The sequence below is a fragment of the Paeniglutamicibacter sulfureus genome, from assembly GCF_039535115.1.
Classification (GTDB): Bacteria; Actinomycetota; Actinomycetes; order Actinomycetales; family Micrococcaceae; genus Paeniglutamicibacter; species Paeniglutamicibacter sulfureus.
This window is the reverse complement of sequence record NZ_BAAAWO010000001.1, coordinates 1,681,935-1,694,745: the sequence shown is the minus strand read 5'-3', so window position 1 is coordinate 1,694,745 and position 12,811 is coordinate 1,681,935. Positions and strand designations below refer to the sequence as shown.

General features: G+C 66.0%; 11 protein-coding genes. 3 read left to right on the top strand and 8 right to left on the bottom strand.

Annotation, left to right across the window (positions count from 1 at the left end):
* Nucleotides 1–203: 203 nt before the first annotated feature.
* Complete coding sequence (locus tag ABD687_RS07730; protein WP_264271855.1) at nucleotides 204–974, top strand: SGNH/GDSL hydrolase family protein; 771 nt, start codon at nucleotides 204–206, stop codon at nucleotides 972–974.
* Between the two features lie 79 nt (nucleotides 975–1,053).
* Here the strand turns inward: ABD687_RS07730 and ABD687_RS07725 are convergent, their stop codons facing one another.
* Entirely contained in the window at nucleotides 1,054–2,730 is a 1,677-nt protein-coding gene (locus ABD687_RS07725) for a thiamine pyrophosphate-dependent enzyme (protein ID WP_264271856.1), read from the bottom strand.
* 278 nt (nucleotides 2,731–3,008) lie between these two features.
* Between ABD687_RS07725 and ABD687_RS07720 the strand changes: the two genes are divergently transcribed.
* Nucleotides 3,009–3,587 carry a GNAT family N-acetyltransferase gene (locus ABD687_RS07720; protein ID WP_310292283.1) on the top strand — a complete coding sequence of 193 codons (579 nt, stop codon included), beginning with the start codon at nucleotides 3,009–3,011 and terminating at the stop codon, nucleotides 3,585–3,587.
* An 85-nt stretch (nucleotides 3,588–3,672) separates the two neighbouring features.
* Here ABD687_RS07720 and ABD687_RS07715 read toward each other — a convergent pair whose 3' ends face one another.
* The 4 genes from ABD687_RS07715 to paaI all read right to left on the bottom strand — a co-directional run bounded on the left by ABD687_RS07715 (nucleotide 3,673) and on the right by paaI (nucleotide 7,002).
* Nucleotides 3,673–4,374, bottom strand: a complete 702-nt coding sequence (locus tag ABD687_RS07715; protein WP_264271374.1) for a nicotinamide mononucleotide transporter — start codon at nucleotides 4,372–4,374, stop codon at nucleotides 3,673–3,675.
* An 88-nt stretch (nucleotides 4,375–4,462) separates the two neighbouring features.
* Nucleotides 4,463–5,080 (bottom strand): TetR/AcrR family transcriptional regulator, encoded by a 618-nt coding sequence (locus tag ABD687_RS07710; RefSeq protein ID WP_264271376.1) that lies wholly within the window; start codon nucleotides 5,078–5,080, stop codon nucleotides 4,463–4,465.
* A gap of 105 nt (nucleotides 5,081–5,185) precedes the next feature.
* The gene (locus tag ABD687_RS07705) at nucleotides 5,186–6,505 is read right to left on the bottom strand and encodes a phenylacetate--CoA ligase family protein (RefSeq protein ID WP_264271377.1); all 1,320 of its coding nucleotides are present in this window, start codon (nucleotides 6,503–6,505) and stop codon (nucleotides 5,186–5,188) included.
* 56 nt (nucleotides 6,506–6,561) lie between these two features.
* Nucleotides 6,562–7,002, bottom strand: coding sequence for a hydroxyphenylacetyl-CoA thioesterase PaaI (paaI, locus tag ABD687_RS07700; RefSeq protein ID WP_310292288.1), 441 nt, complete (start codon nucleotides 7,000–7,002; stop codon nucleotides 6,562–6,564).
* A 247-nt stretch (nucleotides 7,003–7,249) separates the two neighbouring features.
* Here paaI and ABD687_RS07695 point away from each other — a divergent pair, with 247 nt between their 5' ends.
* Entirely contained in the window at nucleotides 7,250–7,609 is a 360-nt protein-coding gene (locus tag ABD687_RS07695; RefSeq protein ID WP_264271379.1) for a hypothetical protein, read from the top strand.
* Between the two features lie 71 nt (nucleotides 7,610–7,680).
* Here the strand turns inward: ABD687_RS07695 and ABD687_RS07690 are convergent, their stop codons facing one another.
* The 3 genes from ABD687_RS07690 to ABD687_RS07680 form a co-directional block, all read right to left on the bottom strand.
* Nucleotides 7,681–8,751, bottom strand: a complete 1,071-nt coding sequence (locus ABD687_RS07690; RefSeq protein ID WP_310292291.1) for a GNAT family N-acetyltransferase — start codon at nucleotides 8,749–8,751, stop codon at nucleotides 7,681–7,683.
* The gene (locus tag ABD687_RS07685) at nucleotides 8,748–10,910 is read right to left on the bottom strand and encodes a S9 family peptidase (protein ID WP_310292292.1); all 2,163 of its coding nucleotides are present in this window, start codon (nucleotides 10,908–10,910) and stop codon (nucleotides 8,748–8,750) included. The genes ABD687_RS07690 and ABD687_RS07685 overlap by 4 nt, the downstream gene beginning before the upstream one ends.
* Nucleotides 10,911–11,057: 147 nt before the next feature.
* Nucleotides 11,058–12,689: an alkaline phosphatase D family protein gene (locus tag ABD687_RS07680; RefSeq protein WP_310292294.1), complete on the bottom strand. Its 1,632-nt coding sequence runs from the start codon at nucleotides 12,687–12,689 to the stop codon at nucleotides 11,058–11,060.
* Between the last annotated feature and the right edge of the window lie 122 nt (nucleotides 12,690–12,811).

The window sequence follows — 12,811 nt, the reverse complement described above, 5'->3', positions numbered from 1 at the left end:
CTGCCCGCCCTGGTGGCCAGAGTTTCGCGAGCATTCTTAAATGAGGCACGCACCTCATTTCGCGAGCATTACTAGTGAGTCAACGCGACGCCTTGACAGTGGTGCCTCGAAGGCCGAACCTAAAGCATGGGGAACCGCCGGGTATCGCGAGGCCACGGATGAACGGGCTGGACGATGCACAGCGCGAGTGGACGGGCCGTGGAATGAGCACCTGTGGCGGAGGCAACTGGTTTTGGCGCGGATGGCTGAACATGGTCCAGGCCGGACCTTCGTTGTTCCAAGGCCACCGCATCGTCAAGAACCTGCCTGGCCTTCAAGGGGCGATTGGTCCCAACAACGGCTTTGTTGACGTGCACGGAACCGGCGGGGAACCCTGTCGTCTGCTGGTCATCGGGGAATCCACCGTTGCCGGGACCGGTGCCCCCACGCACGCACTCGCGCTGACCGGTCAGCTGGCCGTGGGGCTCTCGGACCGGCGTCGTCTGCCGGTGGCCTGGGAAGCCCAGGGCGCCAACGGTGCCACCTTGGAACGCATCGTCAGCGAACTTCTGGAGCTGGTTCGGCAACCTGACCCGGACGTCGTGGTGTTGGTTGCCGGTGCAAATGACGCCATGGCCGGGAGAAGTTCCGCACACTGGCGCCGGGACCTGCGCAGGGTCCTGGAGGTCTTCATGGATTCGGGCAGGCACCGGGAAATCGTCGTCGCGGGAGTGCCGCCCTTCAGGTATTTTCCGGCGCTGCCGGTGCCGTTGAACGCATTTCTTGAACGCCGGGCCGGCCGCCTGGACGCGGCGTCGGCGCAGGTATGTGCCGAATTGGGCTTGGCCTTTGTGTCTTTCGCCGACGATCCGCCGCTGGGGGAGGCCTTCTTTGCCGCCGACCGCTTCCATCCCTCGGTGGCCGGCTATGGGCACTGGGCTGCTTTTCTGCTCGATGCGCTGAATGGGCCCCGTCCGGAAGACACCTTGCCATGAGCCTCGCCACCGAAGACAGCGGAGGCCCGTTTCCGCCCGAGGGGGGGTGGAAACGGGCCTCCGCTGATTCGAAGCCGGTTTAGTAGGCCTTGACGCGCTGTTCCACGATCAGGTGGATCAGTGCGAACTGGCCCTTCTCGTCGATGGCCGTCAGGGCGGCCTCAAGTGCAGCCGGGATGTCGCTGTCGTTTTCGACCCGCACACCGAATCCGCCAAAGGCCTGGGCCATGAGAGCGAAGTCCGGGTTCTTGAGCTGGGTGCCCGAGATGCGTTCGGGGTAGTGGCGTTCCTGGTGCGTGCGGATGGTTCCGTACTCCTGGTTGTCCATCACGATGACCAGCGGGGTGGCACCGTACTGCGCGGCGGTGGCCAGCTCTTGGCCGTTCATCAGGAACTCCCCGTCGCCCGCAATGGTGACCACGCGGCGGCCCGGGAAGTTCAGCGATGCGGCAATGGCCGAGGGCACCGAGTAGCCCATGGATCCGTTGCGTGCCGAAATCATCGAGGCGTATTCCTCGGTGGGGAAGTAGCGGTGTGCCCAGTTGGTGTGCTCGCCGGCGCCAAGGGTGATCATGGCGTCCTGCGGCAAGCCCGCCACCAGGTTGGCCATCATGGTGTCCATGCGGGCAGGGCCTGCGGACGGCGTGGCGGCGGGCAACGCTGCAAAATTTTCCTGCTCGGCCCGCATGCGATCGGTGAAGGACTTCCATTCCGGCTTGCCGGCGAAGTCCATCATGACCAGGTCCCGGACGAAGACATCGGGCTTGGACACGATCTGGTGCGACACCGGGCCCGAGCGGCCGCGCAGGGACGGGTCGATGGTGACCAGGAAGTTCTTCTTGGTCCAGTCCTGGCGCACCAGGAAGCCATCGGTGATCACGTCGCCAGGGACGGTGCCGACGAAGATCAGGAGGTCGGTTTCCTCGAGCAGGTCATAGGTGGGCTTGGGACGTCCGTAGCCGATGGGCCCGACGTAGGACGGGGAGCTGAAGGGAATGTTGCCCTCGCAGCGCCATTCAACGGCGGCCGGCAGGTGGTGCTCTTCCAGCCAAGCGGTCAGGGCGGTGGAACCCTCCTGGGTCCAGTCGTTGCCGCCGAGCACGAACAGCGGCTTGGAGGATTCCTCTAGTGCCGACTTGAGTTCTTTCCAGTCGGTCACCGTCATGCCTCCGGTGGCCACCGGGATGACCGGGTGCAGGGTGGGCTCGACCATTTCACGGATGATGTCCTCGGGAAGCCCGACAACCACTGGACCGGGACGACCGCTCATGGCGGCGAACATGGCTTCGGCGACGATCTCCGAGGCCCGCTCTGCGTGGTCAAGGACCATGACGCGCTTGGCGCCGGTGTCGAACCAGCCCTTGATGTCGAATTCCTGGAAGGCTTCGCGGTCACGGTGGGCAAAGGGGATCAGGCCAACGAAGAGCACCATCGGTGTGGAGTCCTGCCAGGCGGTGTGCAGGCCAACATGTGCGTTGGCGGCACCGGGTCCGCGGGTGACCATGGCGATGCCCGGACGCTGGTGCATCTTGCCGTCGGCCTCGGCCATGTATGCGGCGCCGCCTTCGTGGCGGCAGACGACGGTTTCAATGGGGGAGTGGTGCAGTCCGTCCAGTACATCAAGGTAGCTTTCCCCGGGGATCACATAGGTGCGTTCCACGCCGTGGGCGACCAGGGTGTCGACAATGATGTGCCCGGCCGACTTCTTGTTCGTGGCCTGGGCATCGGGGAGTGCTTCTAGTGTTTGGGCGCTCATGGCAGTTACTCCTTGTGGTCACCGTGGCATACGGGACTAATGTTGCTAAGCGGGCACGTCTTTGTGCCGCGCCGTGGTCGAACGAGATCTCAAGTTTCAGCAAATGTACATGATGTCCGCCACTTGCCCGAAGAATGCAACGAAACGCATCTGTCACATTGGGTTGTTGATCACAATGACTTGTTTTTCGCCCAATCCCCGGCGGCATGCTTCGCGTTGGGTTCGATGGGCGGAGCCGGCCGAACCCGGACTTGATCCACTGGGCCTAAGGTAGGTGCATGAGCCCGAAACCCGATTCCCATTCGACAGCCTTCCTGCGGCCGTGGACAGACTCGGAAGAGGACATTGAATCGATCTTGGCGGCGTTTGGGGTCGACGACATGGCGGCCCAGTCGGGGGAACCGGTGAATTCCGCAGCGGCGGCCCGGAGGTGGGTGGCGCCGTGGATCGACTGCGAGAACGATCAGGTGCTGGCATTCGCCATCGACGTGAACGGCCTGGCGGTGGGACATGTCATGGCTACGGCCATTGACCGCCGCCACGAGACGGCGTGGATCTCCTATTGGGTCGCTTCCGAGGCGCGTGGCGCCGGATTGGCATCGCGCGCCACAGCCGCAATGGCCGTGCACTGTTTTGGAACCCTTGGCCTCTTTCGGCTCGAGTTGGCCTACAGGATGAACAACCCGGCTTCGGCTGCGGTGGCCAGGAACGCCGGGTTCAAGGTGGAGGGCCTGGAGCGGGCGAAATTGCTGTACCTCGACGAATTCGGCAGGCCGGAGCGCTTCGATGTCCAGACGTGCGCCAGGCTGCTCACCGACGACCCCGCGCCTGCGATGCCGCTGCAGATCCTCGCCTAGGATACGGCCACGGCAAGGAGACGGCAATGGCCCGGAACCAAGGGGGTTCCGGGCCATTGCCACGCGTAGCGGAGCCGGGCTCTTGCTATGCCGCGTAGGGGCTGGGCGGATACTTCGCGTTTGACGGCTCGTCGGCGTTGATGGACCGTTCGCCGGGGAGGTTTCGCCAGGCAAACCAGCCGTAGAAGCCGGCCAGGGCCTGGAAGACCGTGACACCGAGCAGGGCCAAGGCGGGGTTCGTGTTGAAAAGCAGGGCGACGTAAACAATTGCCGAGACCGTACTGGCCAACCATGCCCAGCGGTACCCGCACGCAATGCCGATGAGCGCCACGACCAGGGCGGACTCGGCGGCAAAGGAAATCCACAAGGATGCCGTGCCGTCGGTGAAGATGAAGCCGGTTGTCAGCATGCGGCCCATCCGCAAGGCAGTGAAAACCACAACGAGCAATGCGCCGATCAGCAACGACTTGACGCTGAAGCCACGTTGGATGACCTTGCGGCCAAAACGGCCGGCGTTTTCAAAGCGGGAGAAGCGCCACAGTCCAAAGGCCGCGGCCAGCAGTGCAGGCACCGCGTACAGGAGCATGGAAGCCTCGAACTGCAGGGCGATGACCAGGGGGCCGGCAAAGACCGCCAGGATCTGGGCCCACCAGCCCAGGTCGTTGCGCCGGGCCAACAGCACCATGGCAATGCAGCTGAGCAGCGCTGAAGCTGAAAAGAGTGCCACCTGGGTTCCGGAATCCGTTCCGGGGGCTTGGGTGAAGAGATTATAGAAAAGTTCGTCCACGAAGAATGCTGCCTATTCACAAAGAAAAACGATGGGGGCGGTCCGATGCCTCAGCTATCGATCGTAGCGTGTCTTGCTGTGCGCGCGGCTACCGGTCGGTCTTGTGTAACCCATCGAACATCATGGTGATGGCATGCTCTTCGACCTGTTCGGCCGTGACGTTTCCGTCTTCCCGGAACCACTCGACCAGCGAGTTGATGGTGCCGAACAGCAGGCGAGTGGTGGTGCGCGGATCGATGTCGTTGCGCAGGGAGCCCTCGCGCTGGGCCTCGACCACGAGGTCCGATACCCGGCGGTCCACGGCACGGCGGCGCTGCAGCGCGTCGCGCTCGATCTCGGTGTTGCCGCGCAACCGCAGCAGCAGGGTCACGTATTGCTGGCGCTTGACCAGGACCCGGATCGTGGAGCGGAGGAAGAACTTCAGTCGCTCCTCGGCGGTGCCCACGCTTGCGCGTTCGTCCTCGGCAATGGCCTCGAGGGGCACCAACGCCTCGTCAAGGGCCAAGCGCAGCAAATCGCCCTTGGAGGGGACGTGGTGGTAAATGGCGGACTTGCTGATACCCAGGTTCTCCGCGAGCTTGCCCATCGACGTCGCGTCATAGCCGTGCTTGTTGAAGACTTCCACCGCTATGGACAGGACGGAGTCCTGGTCGTATCCGGGGCGTCCGCGTTTGATCGGTGAGGAGCTTGCAATGCTGGCAGTCATGATTCCTCATTCTCTCACGAACGGTCGGTCCGGAAATCGGTGGCGGGATGACGGTGACGGGGACGGGAGTGCTGTGACGCGCTCCGTCCCCGTCACCATGGCGCCCTACTTGTTGCGCAGGTCGTAGATGCGGCGCAGCTTGCCCGAGGAGCGGGCGAGCGTGCCGGGGTCAACGACCTGGATGGCGCAGGAGGACCCGACGTGGATCTTGATTTGCTGGGCGAGCTCCTTGCCGGCGGCCTCGGCACGGTCGGAGGTGCAGTCCTCGCGGCGTTCGATCTTCACTGCGAGCTGGTCCATGCGCCCGGGACGGGTGATCTCCAGCTGGAAGTGCGGGGAAAGCCCATCGATGCGCAGGGCGATCTCCTCGATCTGGGACGGGAAGAGGTTGACCCCGCGCAGGATGATCATATCGTCGCTGCGCCCGGTGATCCGGCCCATGCGGCGGTGGCCCGGCCGTGCGGTGCCGGGCAACAGGCGGGTGAGGTCGTGGGTGCGGTAGCGGATGATCGGCAGTGCCTGCTTGGTCAGCGAGGTGAACACCAGCTCGCCGTGCTCGCCGTCGCCCAGCACCTTGGTCTCGTCGAAGGCGTCGATGATCTCCGGGCGGAAGTGGTCCTCCCAGATGTGGCTTCCGTCCTTGGTCTCGTTGGATTCCCCGGCCACTCCCGGGCCCATGACTTCGGAGAGGCCGTAGATGTCGCAGGCATCGATGTTGAACATGACCTCGAGCTCGTGGCGCATTTCCTCGGTCCACGGCTCGGCCCCGAGCACCGCGGTCTTCAGCGAGGTCTTGCGCGGATCCAGGCCCGCCCGCTGCATGGCATCGCCAATGGTCAACAAGTAGGTCGGGGTGCACAGGATCGCGTCCGGCTCGAAGTCGTTGATCATGGTGATCTGTTTCTCGGTCTGGCCGCCGGACATCGGGATCACGGTGGTGCCGAGGCGCTCTGCGGCGGCATGGGCGCCGAGGCCGCCGGTGAACAGCCCGTAGCCGTAGGCGTTGTGGACCTTCCAGCCCGGCTTTACGCCCGAGAGGCGCAGGCAGCGCGCGCCCATCTTGGCCCAGTCGTCCAGGTCGGACTGGGTGTAGCCGACGACGGTGGCCCGGCCGGTGGTGCCGGAGGAAGCGTGGATGCGGGCGACCTCGTGCTGCGGCACGGCGAACATGCCGAACGGGTAGGTCTTGCGCAGGTCTTCCTTTTCGGTGAACGGGAACTTGGCCAGGTCGGCCAGTTCCTTCAGGTCGCTCGGGTGAACGCCCGCGCCGTCGTACTTTTCCTTGTACAGCGGCACCCTGTCGTACGCGTAGGCCAGCGTGTCCTGCAGCCGCGTGAGCTGGATCGATTCGATCTGGTCGCGGCTCATGGTTTCTTCGGGATCCAACGGGTTGGGCAGTTCGATCCGGGTGGAAGTCTGGGTCATGATGTGGCCTTACGTGCGAAGTTGTGGGAGGTGGGAGGTGGGGGGTGTTTGGGGGCTCAGGGGCGCTTGGGGATGGTCCGGGAACGGCCGCGGAATTCGGCCAACACCTCGTCCTCTGCGCCGGGGACGGACTGGAGGATCTGGATGTCGTAGATGCCGCTGCGCCCGGACTGCTGGCGGCGATTGGCCACGGCAGTCAGGGTCCGGCCGGGGATGCCGGGTTTGAGGAAGTTGATGTCGACGCCGGCGGCCACGGTGATGGTGTCAGTGGAGCCGGTGTGCGGGTTGCATGACATGGCGAATGCGGTGTCGGCGAGGGCGAAGATCATTCCGCCGTGGGCGATGCCGAATCCGTTGAGCATTTCCTGGCGCAACTCCATGGAGATGGTGGCGTGCCCGTCGGCAACCTTCAGCACCTCGATGCCCAACCATTTGGCCGCATAGTCGTTTCTCAGGATGGGATGCATCAGCGGTGCATCGATGCCAGTGTCGCTCATGAAGGACCTCTCAGTTATTTACCGAACGATCATTAGGTAATCCTGAAATGTGAGATAAGTCAAGACGGGAGGGCCGGATTCCCGAGTTTCCGCGGGACATGTCGTCGCCATATTTCGGCAAATCGGCCGCAGGTGTCCAACCGCCTTCCCTCGGTGCCACGGGACGAAAGCCCCTTCACGCAGCCAGGGGACCGGGGCGAGACTGGGAGATGGAATGAATCCACCGTGCCGAAGGAGTTGAGCGTAGATGCGTAGGTGGAGGCGCTGGGAAGACTGGGTCGTGGTTGTGGTGGGCCTGGTCATGGCATTGACACCCTTGTGGTCCGAGGGCATCGGGAATTCGGTGCCGCTGTTGATCACCACCGGGGCGCTGCTGTTTGCCGTCGGCATGGTCAATCTGGGCGGGCCAAACCTGTACGGGATCGAGGTGGGGCAGCTGCTGGCGGCCATGGTGGCCATCATCCTGCCCGGGCTGGGGTCCTTTGCCGGGGCCAATGTCCCGGCACTCACGGCCTGGATCGGTGGCGGAATAGCCGTGGTTGCAACGTTGCTGGCGATGAAGCCGAGCATCGAAACCTCGCACAAGCTGCAGCACCAGCAAGGGTAGCGTCGCCGGGTCCGTGAAGCGGCGCCGCACCTGCATGCAACCGAGTCCGCGGTCCGGTCCCCGGGGCGCGACTACCTGTCCGGTCTTGGCGTGGGCCGGTCGGGTCCGCTTGCGGCCGGGATCTGGTGGATCCGGGCGTAGAGGGCGCGGATGAACGGTTCCTTGGCCTTGTTGTAGTCCATGACCAGCCCGGTGCCGCCGCCGCGTTCATTGATTGCCGCTGCCGTGGCCCGCTTGATGAGGGCATAGGCGGCGCGGTCGGCCTCGTGAGTGCGCAGCCAGTCGCGGAAGGCAACCATCCGGGCGGTCTCCGGGCAGCCCGGAGCCAGGACGTGGACATTGGCGGCCGGAAGGCCCGCATCGGGGCCGGACACCAGGAGCCGGTGGCGGTACCAGCCGGGCTCGCGCAGGCTGAAAATGAATCCCGCCGCCTCAAGTAGAGGCACATAGTCCGATTCCCGGTCCGGATCCTGAACCGTCAGCACCACGTCGATGATCGGCTTGGCGGGAAGTCCCGGCACCGAAGTGGATCCCAAGTGCTCGATGGCCAGCGCTCGGTCCCCGAGGGCGCGCCGGATCACTCCGGCGAGTGCAGCGAAGTCCTGCGGCCAGGTCGGTGACGGCGGGAGAACCACAACCGGGACAGGGGAGGGCTTCGCCCTGATCCACTCGACGTTTCCGTCATCGGGTTCCGGCTCCCGCACCAGCGGCGGGTGGGGCAGAACGCAAAGGTGCCGGCGGCGACCGGGCCGGCGGGGGTCGGGCGGGGTGTCGGTGCAGTGAAAGCCGATGGCCCGGTAAAAGCCGATGGCGTCCTCGTCGGTGCGTGCCACGACCATGGCGGCCGAAATCTCCCGGACCCGGTGCACCAGTGCGGTTGCCACCCCGCTGCGCCGCTGCTGCGGGGCGACGGCGAGGTATTCGATTTCCACTGCGTGCCGATCCAGGCGCCGGTACGCGGCCAGCGCCGTCGGGACTCCGTGTTCGTCGACGGCGACCAGCAGTTCCCGGTCCTTGATCTCGTCGATCAGGGCGTCGAGGTCCGCGCCGGTGGCGTCGGAAGCCGCGGTGAGCAGCGCCCGGAACGCGGGGTTCGCGGCGAACCCCGCGCTGCGGGCGCTGGTTATCTCCGGTGTGTTCATGCCCCCGCGGGGTTCAGTCCCAAGGTGTCGAGGGCGAAGGCATAGTCCCAGGCGCGGGTCTTCCAGCCCTCGTAGCGTCCCGAGGCCCCACCGTGTCCGCCGTCCATTTCAATCTTCATCACGATGGGCGCTGTGCCGGTGGTCTGCTCGCGCAGCTTCGCCACCCACTTGGCCGGTTCGACGTAGAGCACGCGGGTGTCGTTCAGCGAGGTGACCGCGGCGATCTTCGGGTAGGGCAGGGCCGCGACGTTCTCGTACGGGCTGTAGGACTTCATGTACTCGTACACGTCGGCATCCTCGATGGGGTTTCCCCACTCCTCCCATTCCAGGGCCGAGAGCGGCAGGTCCGGGTCCAGGATGGAGGTCAGCGCATCGACGAACGGGACCTGGGCGATGATGCCGGCGTAGAGCTGCGGGGCCAAGTTGGCCACGGCACCCATGAGCAGGCCGCCGGCCGAGCCACCCATCGCGACGATGCGCTTCGGGTCCGCCCAGCCGGTGTCCAGCAGGTGCTTGGTGGCGTCCACGAAGTCGGTGAAGGTGTTCTTCTTGGCCAGCTTCTTGCCCTCCAGGTACCAGGACCGGCCCAGCTCGCCGCCGCCGCGCACGTGGGCGATGACGAACACGACCCCGCGGTCCAGCAGCGAGAGCCTGGGGATGCCGAAGCCGGGGTCCATGGACATCTCGTAGCTGCCGTAGCCGTAGACCAGCACCGGGTTGGGGGTTTCGTTGGTGATATCGGCCCGGCGCAGGATGGTCAGCGGGATCTTGGTGCCGTCCGCCGCTGTGGCCCATTCGCGGGTGGCGCGGTACTTGGCCGGGTCGTAGTCGTTGACCTGGGTTTGCTTGCGCAGCAACAGGGTGCCGTCGGCCAGGGTGTAGTCGTAGACGCGCGCCGGGGTGAAGTCCGAGGTGTAGGACAGCCGGATCATGGGTGCTTCGAGTTCCGCATTGGCCAGCGAGCAGGTGTAGAGCTCCTCGTCGAAGGCAGGTTCCACGGCCGGTTGCTGGGCGGCGGTGCCCAGGCCCTCCAGTGGCAGGACCACGACGCGTTCGGTGGTGTCCTTGCGCACCGAAACGACCAGGTGGGTGGCAGTGGCGGCGGTGCCCTCGACCTTGACGGTGTCGCGGTGCTCGAGCACGGTCTCCCAGCGCTGCTGGGCGAAGGGCAGGGCCAGCTGGTCGATGCGCAGCAGCGAGACCATGTTGTTCAGGGCGTCGCGGTCGTGGGTGATGACATAGGCCCGCTGCCCGTCGAGCGTGAGCGGATCGGCCGAGTGCAGGATGCGGTGTTCCCGGGAGACGAGCATGACCGGGACCGCATGGGGATCGAGCAAGTCAAGGGTCAGGGTCTCGGAGTATTCGGAGTTGCCGATGGAGATCAGCAGCTCGGTGCGGTCGGCCGCGAGGTCGAAGCCCAGCCACATGCCCGGGTCATCCTCCTGGAACACCACGGTGTCGGTGGCCGGGTCGGTGCCCAGGGTGTGTGCCTTGATCTGGTGGGGGCGCCACGAGTCGTCAACCACGGTGTAGAAGACGCGGGTTCCGTCGGGGGAAAACGCCAGGCCGTAGAACACGTTTTCGATGGAGTCAGGAAGGAGCTCGCCGGTGCCCAGGTCCTTGATGCGCAGGGTGAAGCGCTCGTCCCCGGCGTTGTCCTGGGCGTAGGCCAGCAGGTTCCCGTCCTCGGTGACGGCCATCCCGCCCAGGGAGAAGAAGGGCTTGCCCTCGGCCTCCTTGTTGCCGTCCAGCAGTACCTGCTCGCCCTCGATCGGGACGCCGGCCTCGATGGCCGGCGGCGTCCAGTCCGCGGCCAGGTCCCCGGTGTCGGTGGCTGCAACGCGGCAGTGGATGGCGTACTGGGAGCCCTCGGCGGTGCGGGTGAAGTACCACCAGCCGCGCTTGCGGGCAGGGACCGAGAGGTCGGTTTCCACGGTGCGTGCCTTGATCTCGTTGAAGATCGCCTCGCGCAGCTGTGCCTGGTCGGCGGTGACTGCCTCCGCGTAGGCGTTCTCCGCCTCGAGGTGGGCGCGGACCTGGGGGCTGTCCTTGTCCCGCAGCCATTCGTAGTCGTCGGTGAAGGCATCCCCGTGGTGGGTGCGGACGGTGGGGACCTTGGGGGTCTGCGGTGCGGCGGGTGCGTGCTCGGCGTGGCTCATGCCTCCATTCAATCCGAACAAGCCCCGAACCGCCGTCCGGCTTCGCCCAACGCGGACAAAACCACCCCGCCGCCGCCAATGCCAGGGGGATCGGGCCGGGGCTGGATGGCCCCGGTCCGATCCCCCCTGGGTGGGTAGGGCGACGGATCAGCGCCGCGGCTTCAGGGTCCTGGTGTACTGCACCTCGCCGTTGGCGTTGATTAGCTTGACCGTGAAGGCCGAGCCGTCGCCGGCAACGTCCACGTGGCCGAAGTACTGGTGCTCGCCCGAGCGCGGGGAAGCCATGGTCGTGCCTGCCTGCTGGAAGTCGACCCGCGGGCCGAAGGTCCCATCCAGCGCATTGGGGCCAAAGGAGCCGGCGTTGATGGGACCGGCCACGAATTCCCAGAACTCGTTGAAGTCGGAGAATGCGGCGCGTTCGGGGGAATAGTGGTGCGCCGCGCAATAGTGCACGTCCCCGGTCAGGAACACCACGTTCTTGATGTCGTGTTCCTTGATCGCCGAGAGCAGGCGGGCCAGTTCAAGCTCGCGGCCCAGCGGCGCGCCGTGCTCGGCGTTGGAGATCGACTCCTGGGCCTTGCCGTCGGGCACGATGAGCCCCAGCGGCAGGTCGTTGCCGATGACCTTCCACGTCGCCTCGGAGGCACGCAGCGAACGGATGAGCCAGGCCAGCTGTTCCTCGCCCAGCAGCGACGTCGGTTCGGTTTCCAGGCCGGCGGTGTTCGTTCCCTTGTGCGAGCGCATGTCCAGGGCGAACACATCCAGGTGCGGGCCGCGCGGGACGTGGCGGTAGATGCGCGCCGGTTCGAACCCGGTACCCGGGCGCATTGCGCGCGCATCGGCGATCGGCATGTACTCCTGCCACGCCTGGCGGCCGCGCGCCGCCAGGGTGTCGACGTCGCGCACCGTGTAGCGCGGATCGTCGATCCTCTCGCCCGGGTACCAGTTGTTCACGGTCTCGTGGTCGTCCCATTGGGCGATCACCGGCACGTGCGCGTACATGGTGCGCAGGTTGGCGTCCATCATGTTGTAGCGGTGGCGGCCGCGGTATTCGTTCAGGGTCTCGGCGACCTTGGAGACCTCCTCCGTCATGACGTTGCGCCAGATGTTCCCGTCCGGCTCCGTCATCTCGGCGGACATGGGCCCGTCGGCGTAGATGGTGTCGCCCGAGTGCAGGAAGAAGTCGGGCTTCGTCGCGGCCATGGCGGCATAGCCGCGCATCCCGCCGATCTCCTCGTTGATGCCGTAGCCCTGGCCCGCGGTGTCGGCTGTCCACACGAAGCTCTGCGCCGCGCTTTCGCGGTTCCTGCCCCTGCCGGGGGCCGGGGCGGTGGTGAAGGAACCGTTGCCGCGTTCACTGCGGCGGCCCGCTTCGTCCTCAAAGTACAGCTCCAGGTCAAAGCGTGTGCCCGCGGGCAGACCCCGGGCATGGATCTTGGCCGTGAAATCGGTGCCCGCATGCGCCTGCGAACCAATGAACTCCACCTTCCGGGCGAAGCGCCCCTTCAACGGATTGCCCTGCTCGTCCGCGGCTCGCAGGACGGCGTGCAGGCGCCCCGGCCCGGAGGCCCGGGACCACAGGACGGCGGAGTTGGTGGAGACGTCCCCGGTGGAGATGCCCGAGGGCAGCACCAGCCGGCGGGTTGCCAGGGGCACGGCCGAGGGCCGCGGAGCGGCCAGGGCGGAAGGGGCGGCCAGGGTTGTCGCCGCGAGGGCGGAGAGCGCGGCTGCGCCCTTCAGCAGCGAGCGGCGATCGGGACGGGGCGGGGAGATATCCATGGGACCCAGCCAAGCCCACCCCGGGAACGGGAACATTGCGCCGCGGTTAACGGCTGCCCAACCGTTGGCCGCGGGCGGCGGGCGGCGGCTGCGCCATGGCAGGGGGAGTCAATACACCGGCC

Bases quoted from the DNA above. Each gene is read 5' to 3' on its own strand.
- ABD687_RS07730 (WP_264271855.1), top strand. From the start codon at position 204: ATGAGCACCTGTGGCGGAGGCAACTGGTTTTGGCGCGGATGGCTGAAC.
- ABD687_RS07685 (WP_310292292.1), bottom strand. From the start codon at position 10,910: ATGAGCCACGCCGAGCACGCACCCGCCGCACCGCAGACCCCCAAGGTC.
- ABD687_RS07725 (WP_264271856.1), bottom strand. From the start codon at position 2,730: ATGAGCGCCCAAACACTAGAAGCACTCCCCGATGCCCAGGCCACGAAC.
- ABD687_RS07690 (WP_310292291.1), bottom strand. From the start codon at position 8,751: ATGAACACACCGGAGATAACCAGCGCCCGCAGCGCGGGGTTCGCCGCG.
- paaI (WP_310292288.1), bottom strand. From the start codon at position 7,002: ATGAGCGACACTGGCATCGATGCACCGCTGATGCATCCCATCCTGAGA.
- ABD687_RS07710 (WP_264271376.1), bottom strand. From the start codon at position 5,080: ATGACTGCCAGCATTGCAAGCTCCTCACCGATCAAACGCGGACGCCCC.
- ABD687_RS07705 (WP_264271377.1), bottom strand. From the start codon at position 6,505: ATGACCCAGACTTCCACCCGGATCGAACTGCCCAACCCGTTGGATCCC.
- ABD687_RS07695 (WP_264271379.1), top strand. From the start codon at position 7,250: ATGCGTAGGTGGAGGCGCTGGGAAGACTGGGTCGTGGTTGTGGTGGGC.
- ABD687_RS07680 (WP_310292294.1), bottom strand. From the start codon at position 12,689: ATGGATATCTCCCCGCCCCGTCCCGATCGCCGCTCGCTGCTGAAGGGC.
- ABD687_RS07720 (WP_310292283.1), top strand. From the start codon at position 3,009: ATGAGCCCGAAACCCGATTCCCATTCGACAGCCTTCCTGCGGCCGTGG.